Annotated in this window: 15 protein-coding genes; 11 read left to right on the forward strand and 4 right to left on the reverse strand. The window is 34.6% G+C overall.

Features of this window, described 5'->3' with window-relative positions; all coding sequences use genetic code 11:
* The 9 genes from EPU_RS14060 to EPU_RS09415 form a co-directional block, all read left to right on the forward strand.
* The coding region (locus tag EPU_RS14060) for a hypothetical protein (RefSeq protein ID WP_010168745.1) at positions 1-226 on the forward strand (226 nt) is incomplete at its 5' end.
* Positions 227-427: 201 nt separating this feature from the next.
* Positions 428-1534, forward strand: coding sequence for a DNA polymerase III subunit beta (dnaN, locus tag EPU_RS09380; RefSeq protein WP_029488307.1), 1107 nt, complete (start codon positions 428-430; stop codon positions 1532-1534).
* Positions 1535-1572: 38 nt separating this feature from the next.
* On the forward strand, positions 1573-1779 hold the full coding sequence (locus tag EPU_RS09385) for an RNA-binding S4 domain-containing protein (protein ID WP_010168749.1): 207 nt from the start codon (positions 1573-1575) through the stop codon (positions 1777-1779).
* Between the two features lie 7 nt (positions 1780-1786).
* The gene (recF, locus tag EPU_RS09390; RefSeq protein ID WP_010168751.1) at positions 1787-2866 is read left to right on the forward strand and encodes a DNA replication/repair protein RecF; all 1080 of its coding nucleotides are present in this window, start codon (positions 1787-1789) and stop codon (positions 2864-2866) included.
* Positions 2867-2943: 77 nt separating this feature from the next.
* Positions 2944-4851, forward strand: a complete 1908-nt coding sequence (gene gyrB, locus EPU_RS09395) for a DNA topoisomerase (ATP-hydrolyzing) subunit B (protein ID WP_010168752.1) — start codon at positions 2944-2946, stop codon at positions 4849-4851.
* A gap of 20 nt (positions 4852-4871) precedes the next feature.
* Positions 4872-7496, forward strand: a complete 2625-nt coding sequence (gene gyrA / locus EPU_RS09400; RefSeq protein ID WP_029488308.1) for a DNA gyrase subunit A — start codon at positions 4872-4874, stop codon at positions 7494-7496.
* Between the two features lie 7 nt (positions 7497-7503).
* Positions 7504-8568 (forward strand): C39 family peptidase, encoded by a 1065-nt coding sequence (locus EPU_RS09405; protein ID WP_010168756.1) that lies wholly within the window; start codon positions 7504-7506, stop codon positions 8566-8568.
* Between the two features lie 14 nt (positions 8569-8582).
* Complete coding sequence (locus EPU_RS09410; protein ID WP_010168759.1) at positions 8583-9485, forward strand: diacylglycerol/lipid kinase family protein; 903 nt, start codon at positions 8583-8585, stop codon at positions 9483-9485.
* Positions 9486-9563: 78 nt separating this feature from the next.
* Complete coding sequence (locus tag EPU_RS09415; protein ID WP_029488309.1) at positions 9564-12065, forward strand: glycoside hydrolase family 2 TIM barrel-domain containing protein; 2502 nt, start codon at positions 9564-9566, stop codon at positions 12063-12065.
* A gap of 51 nt (positions 12066-12116) precedes the next feature.
* On the opposite strand, the gene EPU_RS09420 is transcribed toward EPU_RS09415, so the two are convergent.
* Positions 12117-13355: a uracil-xanthine permease family protein gene (locus EPU_RS09420; protein WP_010168762.1), complete on the reverse strand. Its 1239-nt coding sequence runs from the start codon at positions 13353-13355 to the stop codon at positions 12117-12119.
* A 31-nt stretch (positions 13356-13386) separates the two neighbouring features.
* On the opposite strand from EPU_RS09420, the gene EPU_RS13270 reads away from it, so the two are divergent.
* Complete coding sequence (locus tag EPU_RS13270) at positions 13387-13602, forward strand: hypothetical protein (RefSeq protein ID WP_083792627.1); 216 nt, start codon at positions 13387-13389, stop codon at positions 13600-13602.
* A gap of 2336 nt (positions 13603-15938) precedes the next feature.
* Positions 15939-16076, forward strand: coding sequence for a hypothetical protein (locus EPU_RS13980; RefSeq protein WP_010168767.1), 138 nt, complete (start codon positions 15939-15941; stop codon positions 16074-16076).
* A gap of 968 nt (positions 16077-17044) precedes the next feature.
* On the opposite strand, the gene cdd is transcribed toward EPU_RS13980, so the two are convergent.
* From cdd to EPU_RS14570, 3 genes are all read right to left on the reverse strand, one after another.
* Entirely contained in the window at positions 17045-17431 is a 387-nt protein-coding gene (gene cdd, locus EPU_RS09440) for a cytidine deaminase (RefSeq protein WP_010168768.1), read from the reverse strand.
* A 270-nt stretch (positions 17432-17701) separates the two neighbouring features.
* Complete coding sequence (rpsI, locus tag EPU_RS09445; RefSeq protein ID WP_010168771.1) at positions 17702-18094, reverse strand: 30S ribosomal protein S9; 393 nt, start codon at positions 18092-18094, stop codon at positions 17702-17704.
* 18 nt (positions 18095-18112) lie between these two features.
* The coding region (locus tag EPU_RS14570) for an uL13 family ribosomal protein (protein WP_010168772.1) at positions 18113-18261 on the reverse strand (149 nt) is incomplete at its 5' end.

Genomic DNA, 18261 nt, shown 5'->3' on the forward strand with positions numbered 1-18261 from the left:
TCAAAAAATTATTTTAAAATTTTCATTATATAATAATTTACCAAGAAATTGTCTTTTTTTGCATTCAAAATTGATAAATAGTGCACATATTTTTTTGAAAAAAAGTTATCCACAGGCATTTTGTATCTTATCCACAGGTAAGGCAAAAATTGTACCCATACAAAAAAGTTATCCACAGGTTTTTAAAGTTATCCACAAGTTATCCACAGAGTTATCCACAGGCTAGATCGTTGACTATCAAGGGCTAGACATAGTTATCCACAGATTTTCGCTTCCCCTATTACTACTAGTCAATAATATATATATAAAAAGGGAAAAAAATTCAGTTAGAAAAAGTTATCCACAAAACGATGMAAAAACGATGCAAAAACGATGCAAAAAAATTTATAATCCGAAAATTTATAACCGAAAGGAAATTAATAACAAAATGAAATTTATATGCAATCAAAATATTTTAGCGCAAGCTATAAATATAGTTATCAAAGCCTGCGCCACAAGAAGCACAAATCCTTTACTAGAATGTATCTTAATTACCGCTACAAACACGACGCTAACGTTAATGGGCAACAATTTAGAAATGGGCATAGAAAAAACAATCGAGGGTGAAATTTTAGAAAATGGAAAAATAGCTATTGACGCAAAACTATTTTCTGAGATAATAAAGAAAATGCCACAAGGTGACATAAAAATGGCAACTATCAATGAAACTCAAATCACTATTACAAGTGGGAAATCTAGATTTACTTTACAAACTCTCGATACAAGTCATTTTCCAACTTTACCAGACGTATCTCTTAAGCAAAGTCTTACAATTAGTCAATTAGAATTAAAAAACTTAATAAAGCAAACCATTTTTTCTGTTGCTCAAGAAGAAAGTAGGCCTACACTAACCGGAGAAAAATTTGAAGTCGAAAATGGGCAACTGAGTTTAGTAGCTATAGATGGATTTAGRATAGCCTTTAGAACAATTTCTTTAAATAACAAAAATTTAAGTATTGAAAAAGTTATTCCTGCAAAAACATTAATGGAGATAACAAAAATTTTAAGTAACGAAAATAACGATGAAGTAACAATCTGTTTTGGTGAAAATCATATTTTATTTAATCTAATTGACACTACCATAGTATCTAGRCTACTGGAAGGTGAATTTTTAAGATACAAAGATATCTTCTCAAATGATTTTGAGACTAAGATCATAGTTAATCGTAATGAATTCTTGATGAGCATTGAAAGATCTGCACTTATGTCAAAAGAGGGCGGTAAAAACCCAATTAGATTTAATATTACTCAGGACACTCTCATAATCACTTCAAATACCGATATAGGAAATTCGTTAGAAGAGATAGATATTATACTAACAGGAATGCCTTTAAAAATTGCTTTTAACCCTCGATATCTCATCGATGCATTGAAAAATATTGAAGATGACGAAATATGTATAAACTTTTTATCTAAAACAGCTCCAGCTGTAATTATGCCTATTAACAGTGATAAATATAGGTATCTAGTATTACCCATTAGAGTTAATGATTAATCAAATAAACTGATCTTTAAAAGATCAAAGGAGAAATTATGAATACAATAAAAATTACTACTGAATTTATAAAATTAGACTCATTGTTAAAATTTTCTGGACTTGTCGAAACAGGTGGGATAGCCAAAGCTGTTATTCAAAACGAATTAGTTAAAGTAAATAACACTATATGTATCCAACGAGGGAAAAAAATACGAGTGGGTGATATAATTGAATTTGACGGAAAGGTATTAAATATAATTTGACAAACATATGTATATTTCAACTTTAAGTTTAACCAATTTTAGAAATTATCAACACTTAAGTTTATCTTTAAGCAAGGGTATAAATATCTTTTTTGGAGATAATGCCCAAGGCAAAACAAATGTATTAGAGGCTATTTATTTATGTGCTACGGCTCGCTCACATCGTACTACTTCCGAAAAAGAAGTTATTAAATGGGATAGTGAAAATGCATTAGTAAATCTTATGTTGACAAAACAATATTCTTTATCAACAATAGATTTTATAATTTCCAAAAGATATAAGTCTGTTTTAGTTAATAAGTTACCCATAAATAAATTAACCAAACTATTTGGAGTTTTAAATGTTGTATTTTTTGCACCTGAGAATTTAGATCTTATAAAAAAAAGTCCAAAGGATCGTAGACGCTTTATAGATATTGAATTATGTCAATTGGATAGTATGTATGTTAGCCAACTTAGTAGTTATCATAAAATTTTAAAACAACGTAATTGTTATTTAAAGCAAAATGTTAATAATATTAATTATGAATTTTTAGATATCTTAGATGAAAATCTTTACAAGTATGCAAAAAAAATTTTTTACAAAAGATCAGAATTTATTGAAAATCTAAATACAAAAGCAGCAGCAATACACTTAGAACTCTCAGGTGGCAAAGAACATCTAAAACTAATATACGAACCTAATGTGGATATAAATATTTTTAAAAGTAGACTCAAATTTAATAGAGATAGGGATATAAGAACCAAAACTACAAATAGTGGACCACACAGGGATGATATTAATTTTTTGATGAATGATCATTCACTTAAACTTTTTGGTTCTCAAGGACAACAAAGAACTTGTATTTTAAGTATAAAATTCGCACAAATAGATATAATAACTGAGATAACAGGTGAGACCCCTATATTACTTTTGGACGATATTTTATCAGAACTCGATATAAATAGACAAAAATATTTATTTAAATATATCAATAATCTTCAAACTATGATAACATGTACAGGAGTTGATCCAAATTTATTTACTTGGAATGACAGTATAAAAGTATTTATTGTTGAAAAAGCAAATATAATTTGCAAAAATTAGAAAAACATGTTATAATACCATGATTATAAAAAAAATTATAAAAAATTTATAAAATTTCAAAGGAGTGAGATCTTTTTATGTCTAATAATATTTACGACGAAAGTCAAATCCAAATACTAGAGGGCTTAGAAGCCGTACGTAAAAGACCAGATATGTATATTGGGAGCACGTCAGCTAAAGGTCTTCACCACCTTGTTTACGAAATAGTAGATAACGCTGTTGATGAAGCTTTAGCAGGATTTTGTGATAAGGTTACTGTGACGATTCACAAAGACAATTCAATTTCTGTTTTAGATAATGGACGAGGAATTCCTGTTGGTATCCACAAAGATAAGGGAATTTCAGCAGCAGAAGTCGTCTTTACAATTCTACACGCTGGTGGAAAATTTGGAGGTGGTGGATATAAGGTTTCAGGAGGATTACACGGAGTAGGTGCTTCAGTTGTAAATGCTTTATCATCTTGGCTTATTTCCAGAGTTTATCAGCATGGGAAAATTTATGAACAAAAATTTAAAAAAGGTCATGTTGTAGAGTCCTTACATCCTATAGGGACTACAGATCAAACCGGAACATTTGTTCATTTTCTTCCTGACGAAACAATTTTTGAAGAAACCGTATATGACTTTGCAATTTTAAAAAAGCGTTTTCAAGAAACTGCTTTTTTAACTAAGGGGCTTAAAATAAAATTAATAGATGAACGGGTTGAACCTAAATTAGAGAAGATATTTCATTACGAGGGTGGTGTATCGGAGTTTGTTTTGTTTTTGAATAAAAATAAAACTCCAATTTACGAAAACATTTTTTATTGCGAAGGAGAAAAAGATGATGTTTCGATAGAAGTGGCTTTTTGTCATAATGATGGCTATAACGAGAACATATTTAGTTTCGCTAATAACATAAATACTATAGAGGGGGGGACACATTTATCAGGATTTAAAAATGCGCTTACAAAAACTGTAAACGATTATGCAAAAAAAATGAAAATTTTAAAAGATAATGACAAAAGTTTATCTGGTGAAGACATAAGAGAAGGCATTACAGGGGTAATTAGTATAAAAATCAGTGAACCTAAATTTGAAGGTCAAACTAAGACTAAACTAGTCAACACAAATGTAAGGACTATTGTAGATAACATTGTTTCTGAAAAATTTATGATATTTTTGGAACAAAATCCTACGATAGCAAAAATCATTATTCAAAAAGCCACTATGGCATCACATGCAAGAGATGCGGCTAGAAAAGCTCGTGATTTAACCCGAAGAAAAAATGTTTTAGAAAATTCAACGTTACCTGGTAAGCTTGCTGATTGCTCAGAACGCGATCCTAAAAAATGTGAAATATATATCGTTGAGGGAGACTCAGCGGGAGGATCTGCTAAAAGCGCACGATCACGACAAAATCAAGCTATATTACCATTGCGAGGTAAAATCCTAAATGTGGAAAAAGCAAGATTAGATAAAATGCTCGCAAGCGAAGAAATTAGAAATATGATTACGGCCTTTGGAGCAGGCATCAATGAAGATTTAAATATTGAGAAATTAAGATATCATAAAATTATTTTGATGACCGATGCAGATGTCGATGGTGCTCATATTAGAACATTACTTCTTACGTTCTTCTATAGATTTTATAGAGAATTGATTACTGGAGGATTTATTTATATCGCACAGCCTCCACTATATCTCGTAGAAAAAAATAAAAAAAAGCACTATGCGTATAATGATCGTGAATTAGAATTGATTTTGACAGAAATTGGTAGAAACGGAATAACACGTATGCAACGCTATAAGGGATTAGGAGAGATGAATCCTGATCAATTATGGGATACAACTATGAATCCCGCAACCAGAACCTTGGTTAAAGTTAATATTGAAGATGCCGTTGAAGCTGATGAAATTTTTACGGCTCTTATGGGAGATAAAGTCGAGCCACGAAGAGAATTTATTAAAGAATATGCAAAATTAGTAAAGAACTTAGATATCTAAGTTGGAAATGGAGGTGAAAAATGAAAAATACAGAATTTGATAAAATTATTCCTGTTGATATTAAGGACGAAATGAAAAACTGTTATATCGATTATGCTATGAGCGTAATTGTTGCACGCGCATTACCAGATGTTAGGGATGGCTTAAAGCCAGTTCATAGACGAATTTTATATGCTATGGATGAACTTAATTTATCTCCTGATAAACAATATAGAAAATCGGCACGTATAGTAGGCGATACGATGGGTAAATACCATCCTCACGGAGATGCGTCCATATACGACGCCATGGTTAGATTGGCACAGAATTTTAATACTAGATATCCTCTAGTAGATGGACACGGAAATTTTGGTAATGTAGATGGTGATTCAGCTGCAGCAATGCGTTATACAGAGGCTAGAATGAGCAAGCTAACAATGTATATGCTAAGTGATATAGACAAAGAAACAGTTGATTTTAGACCTAATTTTGATGAATCTATAGAAGAACCTACTGTATTGCCAGCTAGATATCCTAACTTACTAGTAAATGGATCATCTGGGATAGCTGTAGGAATGGCAACCAATATTCCTCCTCACAATATGGGAGAAGTTATAGAYGCTGTCATTAAAATAATTGACAACTATACTGGTGAYAACGAGACTAATGAGAAAAAAGAAACTGAAATYGAAGACTTAATGGAGATTGTAGTAGGACCAGATTTTCCAACGGGAGGACAAATATTAGGGAGATATGGTATAGAACAAGCATATAGAACCGGTAAAGGCAAAGTAAAAATTCGAGCCAAGACTGAAATTGAAGAAATGTCAGCGGGTAAGACTGCAATCATCATTACAGAAATCCCTTATCAAGTAAATAAATCAAAGTTAATAGAGAAAATTGCCGAATTAGTCAAATTAAAAAAAGTTGATGGAATAACTGGAATAAGAGATGAATCAGATAGAGACGGTATGAGGATTGTAATTGAATTAAGGCGTGATGTAAATGCTAATATAATCTTAAATCAATTATATAAATTTAGCCAACTTCAAGATACATTTAGTATCAACATGCTTGCTTTAATTAATGGTGAACCTCACGTATTTAACTTAAAAGAAATGTTAGAAGCTTATCTGGATCATCAAAAACAAGTTATTACAAGACGAACAGAGTTTGAATTGGATAAGGCTCAAGCTAGAGCTCACATCATAGAAGGCTTTTTAATTGTTTTAGGTGCAGATAAAATAGATTTAGTTATAAATTTAATTAGAAATTCTAAAACAGTTGCTGAGGCAAAAGAGAAGTTGATAGAAAAAATTGGATTATCAGAAATTCAAGCACAAGCAATTATGGATATGAGACTGAGAGTATTAACGGGGTTAGAACATGACAAATTAACCCAGGAATTTAACGAGCTAAGRGATAAAATTGCYTATCTTAAATCATTGCTAGAACATGAAGATCAATTACTAAAAGTGATTAAAGAAGAGTTAATCGTCGTTCGTGAAAAATTTACTGATCCTAGAAGGTCGGAGCTTAGTTTATTAGATGATGAAATTGATATCGAAGACTTGATAGATGAAGAAGAGGTAGTCGTAACAATCACTCATTTTGGTTATATAAAAAGAATYCCTTTAGTTACCTACAAAGAACAAAAAAGAGGTGGTAGAGGTGTTATAGGGGTTAACACGATAGAAGAAGATTTTATAGAAAAATTATTTACAACTAGCAATTTAGATTTTATAATGTTTTTTACTAATAAAGGTCGTGCTTATAAAATTAAAGCGTATAAAATTCCTGAAGCTAGTAGAACTGCAAGAGGGCTTGCTATTGTAAATTTACTGCATCTAAATGTTGATGAAAAAATTAGTGCGGTATTTCCTGTAAAACAAAATGAGCATGAACGCTATCTTACAATGATAACCAAAAAGGGGTTAATTAAAAAAACCAACATCACTGCTTTTAATAATATCAAAAAAGGTGGAATAATTGCTCTTACCATGCAAGATGCTGACGAATTAGTAGGCGTATATGAAACAACCGATCAAGATAAAATTATCATTGCAACTAAAAAAGGTTTAGGTATAATGTTTGAGGGTAAGAATATTAGACCAACTGGTAGAACAGCAAAAGGTGTTAGAGCCATTAATCTTTCAAAAGAGGACTATGTAATTAGTGCGACTATTCCAAAAGAGGGTGAACAAATTCTTATTGCAACTAAAAATGGAATAGGCAAAAGAACCAGGATCGATGAGTTTAAATCTCAAAGAAGAGGCGGAAAAGGCCTTATTATTTACAAAGTGGATGACAAAACAGGTGATGTAGTTGCTATTACTTCTGTTTCAGATTCAAATGGACTTTTGATGATAACATCCGAAGGCGTGATTATAAGAATTAAAGTAAGTCAGATTTCAAGCTTAGGTAGATACGCTAAAGGAGTCAAGTTAATTAACTTAACCGATGGCATACACGTAGTATGTATGGAAAAAGTAGCCGAATTTATAGAAGAATCAGAAGAATTAGAAGAATTAGAGGAATTAGAGGAATTGGAGGAATTACAAGAAGAAGTCATCGAAAAATTACCAAATGAAATTTTAGATAATATAACAAATGAGTTAATAGAAGCTGAAATAGTAGTTGAAGTTTTAGAACCTCCAAAGGAGTAAGAATTTTATGAAAATACTGAGAAATTTTATGCTAACCTTAATAATAATTAATTGTGCATTAATTTGGTATTTAACAGAAATTTTATCTTTAGAAGATGTTATGGTAATTCATAATATCTTCAATGAAGTTCCTTCGTTTCATCAAATTCTCACTCAGCCAGTTACAGAAACTGCAATGAAAAATTATTCTGTTATGCAAGGAAATACCAATTTAGGTGAGTATAGTAATTTACAACTTGCTATAGACAATACTAAAACTAAGTCCCGTGCTATTGTTATTGATAATAGTACAGGAGTTTGGGTACATAATACATTTGAACCTTATATTATTTTGAATAATAGTCAAGTCTTAGATTTTAAAAATTTTAATTCTGCTTATGCKTATGCTATTAAAAATAACAAAAACAGGATATATTATAAGGGTAATGAGAAAATTATATGGGAAAACAATTTTTCCTTCGAAAAAGATGTATATCTTACAGTACCCCATATTAAACAAATGCCAGAGTTGCCTCGAGGCTGTGAAGTGACTTCTTTGGCAATGGTTTTAAATTATAACGATATAGATGTGGACAAGATGCACCTCGCATTAGAAATAAAAAAAGATTTAACTCAATTTAAAAAAAATGAAAATGGTACAGTATTTTTTGGAAATCCAAACGATGGATTTGTAGGCGATATGTATAGCTTTAAAAATCACGGCCTAGGCGTATATCATGAACCTATATTTGACCTTGCATATAGTTATGTTGGAGATAGCGCAATAAATTTAACAGATACAAATTTTGAGCTTGTTTTACAGTTTATTACTCGTGGATATCCCGTGTGGGTTATTGCAAACACTGATTTCAAAAAATTGCCAAATAGTGATTTTGAAGTATGGGATACTCCAACAGGTCAGGTAGCAATAACATATAAGATGCATTCTGTTGTTATAACAGGGTTTAATGATAATTATATTTATATAAATGATCCGCTTTCTAGTTTTGCTAATCGGAGAATAAATTTAAAAAATTTTAAGGAGTCTTGGGAACAGATGGGAAGCCAAGCTATTGTAATTTTAGAGCAATAGAAAGGAAAATTCAAATGAAAAGAGCAATTTTACTATACAATCCTAAAGCTGGTAATAGAAAAATATTAAATCAAGTTGATTATATCACTGAGAAAATTCAGAAATTAGGTTATGTTTTAACGATTTATAGAAGTGAATTTAAAGGTGCAATAGAAAAACATATTTTAGATAAAGTTTTACCAGAAGATTTTGATTTAATTATGATATCTGGTGGTGATGGAACAATTAACGAATGCATTAACGGCATGATGAAAAAAAAGATCTATGCTCCTCTTGCAATTTTACCTTTAGGTACTGCGAATGATTTTGCAAATACGGCAATGATTCCTAATACGATAGACGATGCCATTAATTTGATAGCAAAAGGTGAGCTGAGATTTGTTGATGTCGGACAGGTAAACGATAAATATTTTATCAATGTTTGCAATATGGGACTTTTTAGCGGGGTATCTCATGAGATAGATCTAGTACTGAAGAAAAACTTGGGAAAAATTGCCTATTATGTTAAAGGCATAGAAGAACTTCAAAACTATGATGCGATGGACTTAATAATTGAGCATGATAATAAAGTTTTAACCAATAAATATGTACTAGTGTTAATTTTTAACGGTAAAGGTGCAGGTGGATTTAGCAAAATGGCAAAGGATGCGGATATCGAAGATGGGTATTTCGATTTGGTAGGGATAAAAGAAGTGGATTTTTTTGATGTGCCATTGCTATTTCTCAAAGTATTGCAAGGTGAGCATTTAGAAGACGATAAAATCGATTATATTAAGCTGAAACACGCAAGGATTACTTGTAAAAATCCAGAAAGTAAATTTATAACAGATATTGATGGCGAAGTAGGTCCAGATTTTCCTTTGAATATTAGCGTTATAACAAAACAACTGAGGATATATTTACCACCTAAATTATAAAACATTTTGAAGATCCTAGTATTGCATGTCAACTTAATATATAATGCTAATATCTAAATATGGAAAGGGTGCAATACGATGCAGGATTTTAATCGAAATTGGAAGTTTAGACTTAATACAAAGCAGTTAAAGCCAAAAATGAGTGAAGATATCTATGGTCAACTAATTAGTTTAGATGAAACAGAATTTAAAACAGTAGACTTGCCCCATGATTTTAGTATAGAACAACCGTATAGTGAAACTGAGGGAGATGCGGCAACTGGCTATTTAGTTGGAGGAATTGGCTGGTATAGAAAGCATTTTAGCCTGGACGGAAATTATCGAGATAAAAAAATCTTTGTTTGCTTTGATGGAATTTATAATCGCTCCAATATTTACATTAATGAAAAATTTGTAAAATTTCAACCATTTGGTTATGTACCTGTTTTAATTGATATTAGYGATTATGTGAAAGAAGAAAATGTGTTATCGGTCAAAGTGGATCATTCAAGATATCAAAATAGTCGCTGGTATCCAGGTGGTGGAATTTATAGAAAAGTTCAGCTGCATATCTTTGAAAAAATGTATATTCCAGTATTTGGAACCAGAATTAATACAGCTGCAGTCTCTRAAGAATCTGCAGTAGTGACGATCAGTACACAACTAAAAAACGAGTCAACTCCCCAAAATGTAACTATAGTACAAGAAATTATTGATCCTACAGGAAAAATAGTTGCAATCAATTCAAAAGGGTTTTATCTAAATGAATCCAAAGAGGTAACACAGAAAATTACGATCACTAATCCATTACTATGGGATATATAYCAAGGCCAACTATATACAGCGGTAACAGAACTAGTGGTTGATGGAAAGTCTATTCAAACTACTGCCACAAAATTTGGAATACGAGATTTTGAGTTTACAGTAGACAAAGGATTTTTCATAAATGGACGTCATGAGTATATTAAAGGTGTTTGCTTGCATCATGACGCTGGAGCTGTGGGAGCTGCAGTGCCAAAAGATGTATGGAGACGCAGATTTGAAATTTTGATTGCTGCAGGAGTGAATGCAATAAGGACGGCTCACAACCCCGCTTCGAGAGAGTTTATTGAGCTATGCGACGAAATGGGATTGCTAGTGCAAGAGGAATTTTTTGATGAGTGGGATAACCCCAAAGATAAAAAGCATAATGCAGGAGAAAAATCGGTAAGCTATATTACTATGGGTAATACAGAGTACTTTAGAGATTACGCAAAAGATGACCTGCAAAATATAATTAGACGCGATTATAATAGCCCATCTATCGTGCAATGGAGCATTGGAAATGAGATCGAGTGGACGTATCCTAAATATAATGCGGCAACAGGATACTTTGGCGCAGATGCCGCGGGTGGATACTTCTTTACTGAGCCACCATATTCGATAGATGAAATTAGACGTAGAATGGCAGAAATCCCAAGAGAGCAATATGAAATAGCAGATACGGCGAAAAAATTGGCAGATTGGACAAAAGAGCTAGATACAACAAGGCCAGTAATCGCAAATTGTATTTTGCCGTCTGCTAGCTATGAGTCAGGATATACAGATGCTCTTGATATGGTTGGCTTCAGTTACAGACGAGTAATGTATGATAGATGTCACAGATGCTATCCCGACAAGCCTATTATGGGGACAGAGAATGTTTGCCAATGGCATGAATGGAAAGCAGTTCTGGATAATGAATATATTGCAGGTATCTTTTTGTGGACGGGCATAGAATATATGGGAGAAGCTGGAAAAAGAGGTCCGTGGCCACTTAAATCAAATATAGCAGGGCTGATAGATGTAGCGGGATTTCCAAAAGGGTCATATCACATGTTTAAAACTTTGTGGCAAGACAAACCGTATACGCATATGATGACTCAAGTTTTAGAAAAATCTCTGCACGATATAGAAGATGGAAAAGTCGTGGATAGAAAAGTTATTCCTCCGAATAATCCAAAAGCAAAGCCTCAAATAAATGTATGGGATAGACGCCTATGGGTTTGGCAAGACGTAAATGACCATTATAATTACAGTGAAGGCGATATGATTTTGGTAGAAGTATATTCGAATTGCGACGAAGTAACGCTATATCAAAACGGCGAAAAGATTTCCACGCTATATTTAAAAGATTTTGAAGACAGAATATATCGCTGGTGCGTACCATATAAACCAGGAGAACTAACAGCACAAAGCGATGCGGGAACGACTAAACTTGTAACAACTGGCAAGCCGGCATCAGTAAAGATTAGCTGCGATAAAAACAATATCAATACGAGCGTCGACAGCGCAGTGAATATAATAGCACAACTTTACGACGAGGCAGGTAACGCGATAACTGCAGAAGATGCTGAAATTGAGTTTATATACAGCGAAAATGCCGTATTATTGGGAGTAGATAACGGCTCAAGGTATTTTGTGGGTGATCACAAGTGTCCTAAAATTATGACCAATAATGGCCATGCATTACTAATATTAGCAGCCAAAGAAGAGGGAAGTATCACAGTTGAAGCAAAATTGAAAGAAACTATATCGAACAAACTTGAAATTTCTATAACTGAATATTCTATAGCTGAATAATAGTTCAAWCCCTCATCTACRGTCATGGCATAGGTGAGGGTTTTTTATAAATTAAATATTTTCTGGAAGCACTTTATTTAAAATGACACCAAACAATGCCGCAAGGGTCAGTCCAGAAACAGTGATAGTTTCGGTAATAGGAACATCGGTAACTCCAATGCCAATAACAAATATAACTGCGGCAATCAGTAAGTTTCTACTGTTCTTAAAATCTAATTGCTCTTCTACAAGAGTTCGTACGCCTACAGCAGAAATCATTCCAAATAATATAATGCTCACACCTCCCATAACAGCCGATGGAATGAGCTGAACCATAGCGGTAAATTTTTCGCAAATGCTAAGCAAAATGGCAAAGATTGCCGCAATGCGAATTATTGAAGGGTCATATATTTTAGTAACAGCAAGAACGCCGGTATTTTCTCCGTATGTAGTATTTGCAGGCCCGCCAATAAGCCCCGCAGTCATAGTTGCTAAACCATCTCCCATAAGTGTTTTATGAATTCCGGGATCTTCAAAGAAGTTTTTGCCAACAACAGCTCCGTTAGTAGTAATATCTCCAATATGCTCTATAAATACAACTAAAGCAATAGGAGCAAGCGCAATTGCCGCTGTAAGTCCTGCAGAAGAAAAGTCGGGAAGCGTTATAATACTTCTCAATGCGTTATCAGAAAATCCAAACCAACTAGCTTCAGCAACAGCAGATACATCTACCATATTCATTAAAAATGCAACTGCATATCCAATAATAACGGCAATTAATATTGGTACCATCTTGAAGAATCCCTTGGCAAATATAGAAACAATCATTACAGTAATGACTACTATCGACGCGACCAATGCATAATTGGGATTGATAGCTCCATCGACCTTTAACATATTAATCGCTGTAGGGCTCAAACGTAATCCGATAACCATAATGATAGGACCAATAACAATTGGAGGAAAAAATGATTTAACTTTTTCTACTCCAACATGTTTTATGATTATAGCCATCGCAATATAAACTAGCCCGGTTGCCATAATTCCAGTTTTTACCGCACCAATTCCAAATTGGCTAAGCGTAAGAGAGATTGCACTGATAAATGCAAAGCTGGAACCTAAGAATACTGGAACTATACCTTTGGTAACAGAGTGAAACACTAATGTTCCAATCCCTGCAGATAAAATTGCGACACCTGGATCCAAGCCAGTAAGCATAGGGACTAAAACGGTGGCACCAAACATAGCAAGAACGTGCTGTAAACCCAAAACAAGCTTCTGGGGAATACTAATTTTTTCTGGGGACGACATAATATAAGACCTCGCTTTCGGTAAAAATATTTTGTATATTATATTCGGAGTAAACTTATTTAATGTACTAGTAACTTCGACTCGAATAAAGAATGCAAAGTTACAAATTTATGCAATACTAGCTGCCGAAGAAGAATTATTCTCATCATCTAACTGTAATGCTACCCGTAGTGTTGCAGCAGAAGAGGTCTATAATGCACAAAAAGCCACGATAACAGTATCGCCTGATATTTTACTTCGAATATAATTTAAAACGAAAAATGAGCCTACTGGATGCGCTTCAGAAATATTAGCTGCCGAGGAATTTGCTGGAGAGGTTTCGATCTCATCATCTACCCGTAGTGTTGCAACAGAAGAGGCCTATAATGCACAAAAAGCTACGATAACAGCATCGCCTGATGTTTTCCTTCGAATATAATTTAAAACGAAAAATGAGCCTGCAGGATTCGTTTTAGAAATATTAGCTGCCAAGGAATTTGCTGAAGGGGTTTCGATCTCATCATCTACCCGTAGTGTTGCAGCAGAAGAGGTCTATAATGCACAAAAAGCCACGATAACAGTATCGCCTGATATTTTACCTTCGAATATAATTTAAAACGAAAAATGAGCCTGCAGGATTCGTTTTAGAAATATTAGCTGCCGAGGAATTTGCTGAAGGGGTTTCGATCTCGTCATCTAACCATAATGCCGAGCATGGTGTTGCAACAAAATAGGTTTACGATGCTGGAAGAGTTTTCATAATGACAGCTGCCGAAGAAGAATTATTCTCCTCATCTACCCGTAGTGTTGCAACAGAAGAGGCCTATAATGCATAAATAGCTACGATAACAGCATCGCCTGATATTTTACCTTCGAATATAATTTAAAACGAAAAATGAGCCTACTGGATGCGCTTCAGAAATATTAGCTGCCAAGGAATTTGCTGGAGGGGTTTCGATCTCGTCATCTAACCATAATGCTGAGCATGGTGTTGCAACAGAAGAGGCCTATGATGCTGAAGGAGTTTTCATAATGACAGCTGCCGAAGAAGAATTATTCTCAATCATCTAACTGTAATGCTACCCGTAGTGTTGCAACAGAAGAGGTCTATAATGCACAAAAAGCCACGATAACAGTATCGCCTGATATTTTACCTTCGAATATAATTTAAAACGAAAAATGAGCCTGCAGGATTCGTTGTAGAAATATTAGCTGCCGAGGAATTTGCTGGAGGGGTTTCGATCTCATCATCTAACCATAATGCCGAGCATGGTGTTGCAACAGAAGAGGCCTATGATGCACAAAAAGCTACGATAACAGCATCGCCTAATATTTTCCTTCGAATATAATTTAAAACGAAAAATGAGCCTGCTGGATGCGCTTCAAAAATATTAGCTGCCGAGGAATTTGCTGGAGGGGTTTCGATCTCGTCATCTAACCATAATGCCGAGCATGGTGTTGCAACAGAATAGGTTTACGATGCTGGAGGAGTTTTCATAATGACAGCTGCCGAAGAAGAATTATTCTCATCATCTAACTGTAATGCTGCCCGTAGTGTTGCAGCAGAAGAGGTCTATAATGCATAAATAGCTACGATAACAGCATCGCCTGATAATTTTCCTTCGAATATACTTTAAAACGAAAAATGAGCCTGCAGGATTCGTTTTAGAAATATTAGCTGCCGAGGAATTTGCTGGAGGGGTTTCGATCTCGTCATCTAACCATAATGCCGAGCATGGTGTTGCAACAGAAGAGGCCTATAATGCATAAATAGCTACGATAACAGCATCGCCTGATATTTTACCTTCGAATATAATTTAAAACGAAAAATGAGCCTGCAGGATTCGTTTTAGAAATATTAGCTGCCGAGGAATTTGCTGGAGGGGTTTCGATCTCATCATCTAACCATAATGCCGAGCATAGTGTTGCAACAGAAGAGGCCTATGATGCACAAAAAGCCACGATAACAGCATCGCCTGATATTTTCCTTCGAATATAATTTAAAACGAAAAATGAGCCTGCTGGATTCGTTTTAGAACTATTAGCTGCCGAGGAATTTGCTGAAGGGGTTTCGATCTCATCATCTAACCATAATGCCGAGCATGGTGTTGCAACAAAATAGATTTACGATGCTGGAAGAGTTTTCATAATGACAGCTGCCGAAGAAGAATTATTCTCATCAGCTACCCGTAGTGTTGCAACAGAAGAGGCCTATGATGCACAAAAAGCCACGACAACAGCATCGCCTGATTAATTTTCTTCGAATATAATTTAAAACGAAAAATGAGCCTGCAGGATTCGTTTTAGAAATATTAGCTGCCGAGGAATTTGCTGAAGGGGTTTCGATCTCATCATCTAACCATAATGCCGAGCATGGTGTTGCAACAGAAGAGGCCTATGATGCATAAATAGCTACGATAACAGCATCGCCTGATATTTTACCTTCGAATGTAATTTAAAACGAAAAATGAGCCTGCTGGATGCGCTTCAGAAATATTAGTTGCCAAGGAATTTGCTGAAGGGGTTTCGATCTCATCATCTAACCATAATGCCGAGCATGGTGTTGCAACAAAATAGGTTTACGATGCTGGAAGAGTTTTCATAATGACAGCTGCCGAGGAAGAATTATTCTCATCATCTAACTGTAATGCTACCCGTAGTGTTGCAGCAGAAGAGGTCTATAATGCACAAAAAGCCACGATAACAGCATCGTCTGATATTTTACCTTCGAATATAATTTAAAACGAAAAATGAGCCTGCAGGATTCGTTTTAGAAATATTAGCTGCCAAGGAATTTGCTGGAGGGGTTTCGATCTCGTCATCTAACCATAATGCCGAGCATGGTGTTGCAGCAGAAGAGGCCTATAATGCATAAATAGCTACGATAACAGTATCGCCTGATATTTTCCTTCGAATATAATTTAAAACGAAAAATGAGCCTGCAGGATGCGCTTCAAAAATATTAGCTGCCAAGGAATTTGCTGAAGGGGTTTCGATCTCGTCATCTACCCGTAGTGTTGCAGCAGAAGAGGTCTATAATGCACAAAAAGCTACGATAACAGCATCGCCTGATATTTTACCTTCGAATATAATTTAAAACGAAAAATGAGCCTGCAGGATTCGTTTTAGAAATATTAGCTGCCAAGGAATTTGCTGGAGGGGTTTCGATCTCGTCATCTAACCATAATGCCGAGCATGGTGTTGCAACAGAATAGGTTTACGATGCTGGAAGAGTTTTCATAATAACAGCTGCCGAAGAAGAATTATTCTCATCATCTAACTGTAATGCTACCCGTAGTGTTGCAACAGAAGAGGCCTATAATGCATAAATAGCTACGATAACAGCATCGCCTGATATTTTACCTTCGAATATAATTTAAAACGAAAAATGAGCCTACTGGATGCGCTTCAGAAATATTAGCTGCCGAGGAATTTGCTGAAGGGGTTTCGATCTCATCATCTAACTGTAATGCTACCCGTAGTGTTGCAACAGAGGAGGTCTATAATGCATAAATAGCTACGATAACAGCATCGCCTGATAATTTACCTTCGAATGTAATTTAAAACGAAAAATGGGCCTGCAGGATGCGCTTCAGAAATATTAGCTGCCAACGAAAAATAAAAATATAAACCGCTTATGTATTGCCATACTAGGGTAGAGGGCTACAGTACGAAAATAGCTGTGCCAATAGACCTCTTTGGTAAATGTATTACAGTGGAATCTTACATTTTGGCATCAGCTGTTCAAAAGTATATACTTCATACTCTAGATTGCTATTCCCACAAATGATTACAAAATTGTCATCGACAAAATCACTCATAACTTGTCGGCAGATTCCACACGGGTAAATGATCTTGTCACTATCGCTGATGATAGCAATTGTAGTAAATTTGCGCTCCCCTTCTGTAATTGCCTTATAAAATGCTGTGCGCTCTGCACACGTTGTGACTCCATAAGATGCTCCCTCTACATTAGCTCCTAGGTATACTGTCCCCGATGCCCCAATGAGAGCGGCTCCAACGTGAAAATTTGAATAGTTAGCATAGGAAAACTTTTTTGCCTTTTCGGCTTGCTTCAATAATTCTAAATAATCCATAGTAGTCTCCTTCTCAAATTAAATTGCAATACTAGTTTATCCGACAATTACATCTCTTATCCATTTGGCATTAACGATAATTTCTATCAATGATAGTTGTATGCTACACTCAAAGTGAGTTGGATTGCTATAGCGATTTCGGAAGCAAGATTTACGAGCATTGCCTATCATCTCATATGCTGTTTTCGTATTTCTCAAATCCATTAAGTATTTTGTAATTTTACACAAAAAAAAGATACCCAAATAAATGAGTATCTCGGTTTGAAATAATTATCTCTTTGAAAATTGAGGAGCACGTCTTGCCGCTTTGAGCCCGTATTTCTTTCTTTCTTTCATTCTAGGGTCACGTGTTAAGAATCCTGCTTTTTTTAGTGTAAGTCTATAATCACCATCTGCTTGAAGAAGCGCGCGGCTTACTCCATGACGAATCGCTCCAGCTTGTCCAGAAACTCCTCCTCCATGAACATTTACTAAAACATCAAACTTAATTGTTGTACCAGTAAGTTCCAGTGGTTGCTTTACTATTAATTTTAAAGTATCAAGCCCAAAATAGTCGTCCATTTCTCTTTTGTTAATTACAATTTTTCCATTTCCTGGTGTAAGATACACTCGTGCAACAGAGCTTTTTCTTCTACCAGTTCCATAATATTTTACCTTTGCCATTTGACTGTTCTCCCTCCGTTAAAATTTAAGTTCTTTAGGTTGTTGTGCTTCGTGGTTATGCTCAGTTCCCGCATATATTCTAACATTTGTAAGAAGCTTTCTACCTAGACTATTTTTTGGAAGCATCCCTTTTATAGCGTGCATCAGAACTCGCTCAGGGTGTCTTT

The organism is Candidatus Epulonipiscium viviparus (assembly GCF_000171335.1).
In the GTDB taxonomy this organism is placed as follows: domain Bacteria; phylum Bacillota; class Clostridia; order Lachnospirales; family Cellulosilyticaceae; genus Epulonipiscioides; species Epulonipiscioides viviparus.

Excerpts from the sequence above, each read along its gene's own strand:
- EPU_RS09385 (WP_010168749.1), top strand. The coding sequence starts at position 1,573 with ATGAATACAATAAAAATTACTACTGAATTTATAAAATTAGACTCATTG.
- recF (WP_010168751.1), top strand. The coding sequence starts at position 1,787 with ATGTATATTTCAACTTTAAGTTTAACCAATTTTAGAAATTATCAACAC.
- gyrB (WP_010168752.1), top strand. The coding sequence starts at position 2,944 with ATGTCTAATAATATTTACGACGAAAGTCAAATCCAAATACTAGAGGGC.
- EPU_RS09410 (WP_010168759.1), top strand. The coding sequence starts at position 8,583 with ATGAAAAGAGCAATTTTACTATACAATCCTAAAGCTGGTAATAGAAAA.
- EPU_RS09420 (WP_010168762.1), bottom strand. The coding sequence starts at position 13,355 with ATGTCGTCCCCAGAAAAAATTAGTATTCCCCAGAAGCTTGTTTTGGGT.
- EPU_RS13980 (WP_010168767.1), top strand. The coding sequence starts at position 15,939 with ATGACAGCTGCCGAGGAAGAATTATTCTCATCATCTAACTGTAATGCT.
- cdd (WP_010168768.1), bottom strand. The coding sequence starts at position 17,431 with ATGGATTATTTAGAATTATTGAAGCAAGCCGAAAAGGCAAAAAAGTTT.
- rpsI (WP_010168771.1), bottom strand. The coding sequence starts at position 18,094 with ATGGCAAAGGTAAAATATTATGGAACTGGTAGAAGAAAAAGCTCTGTT.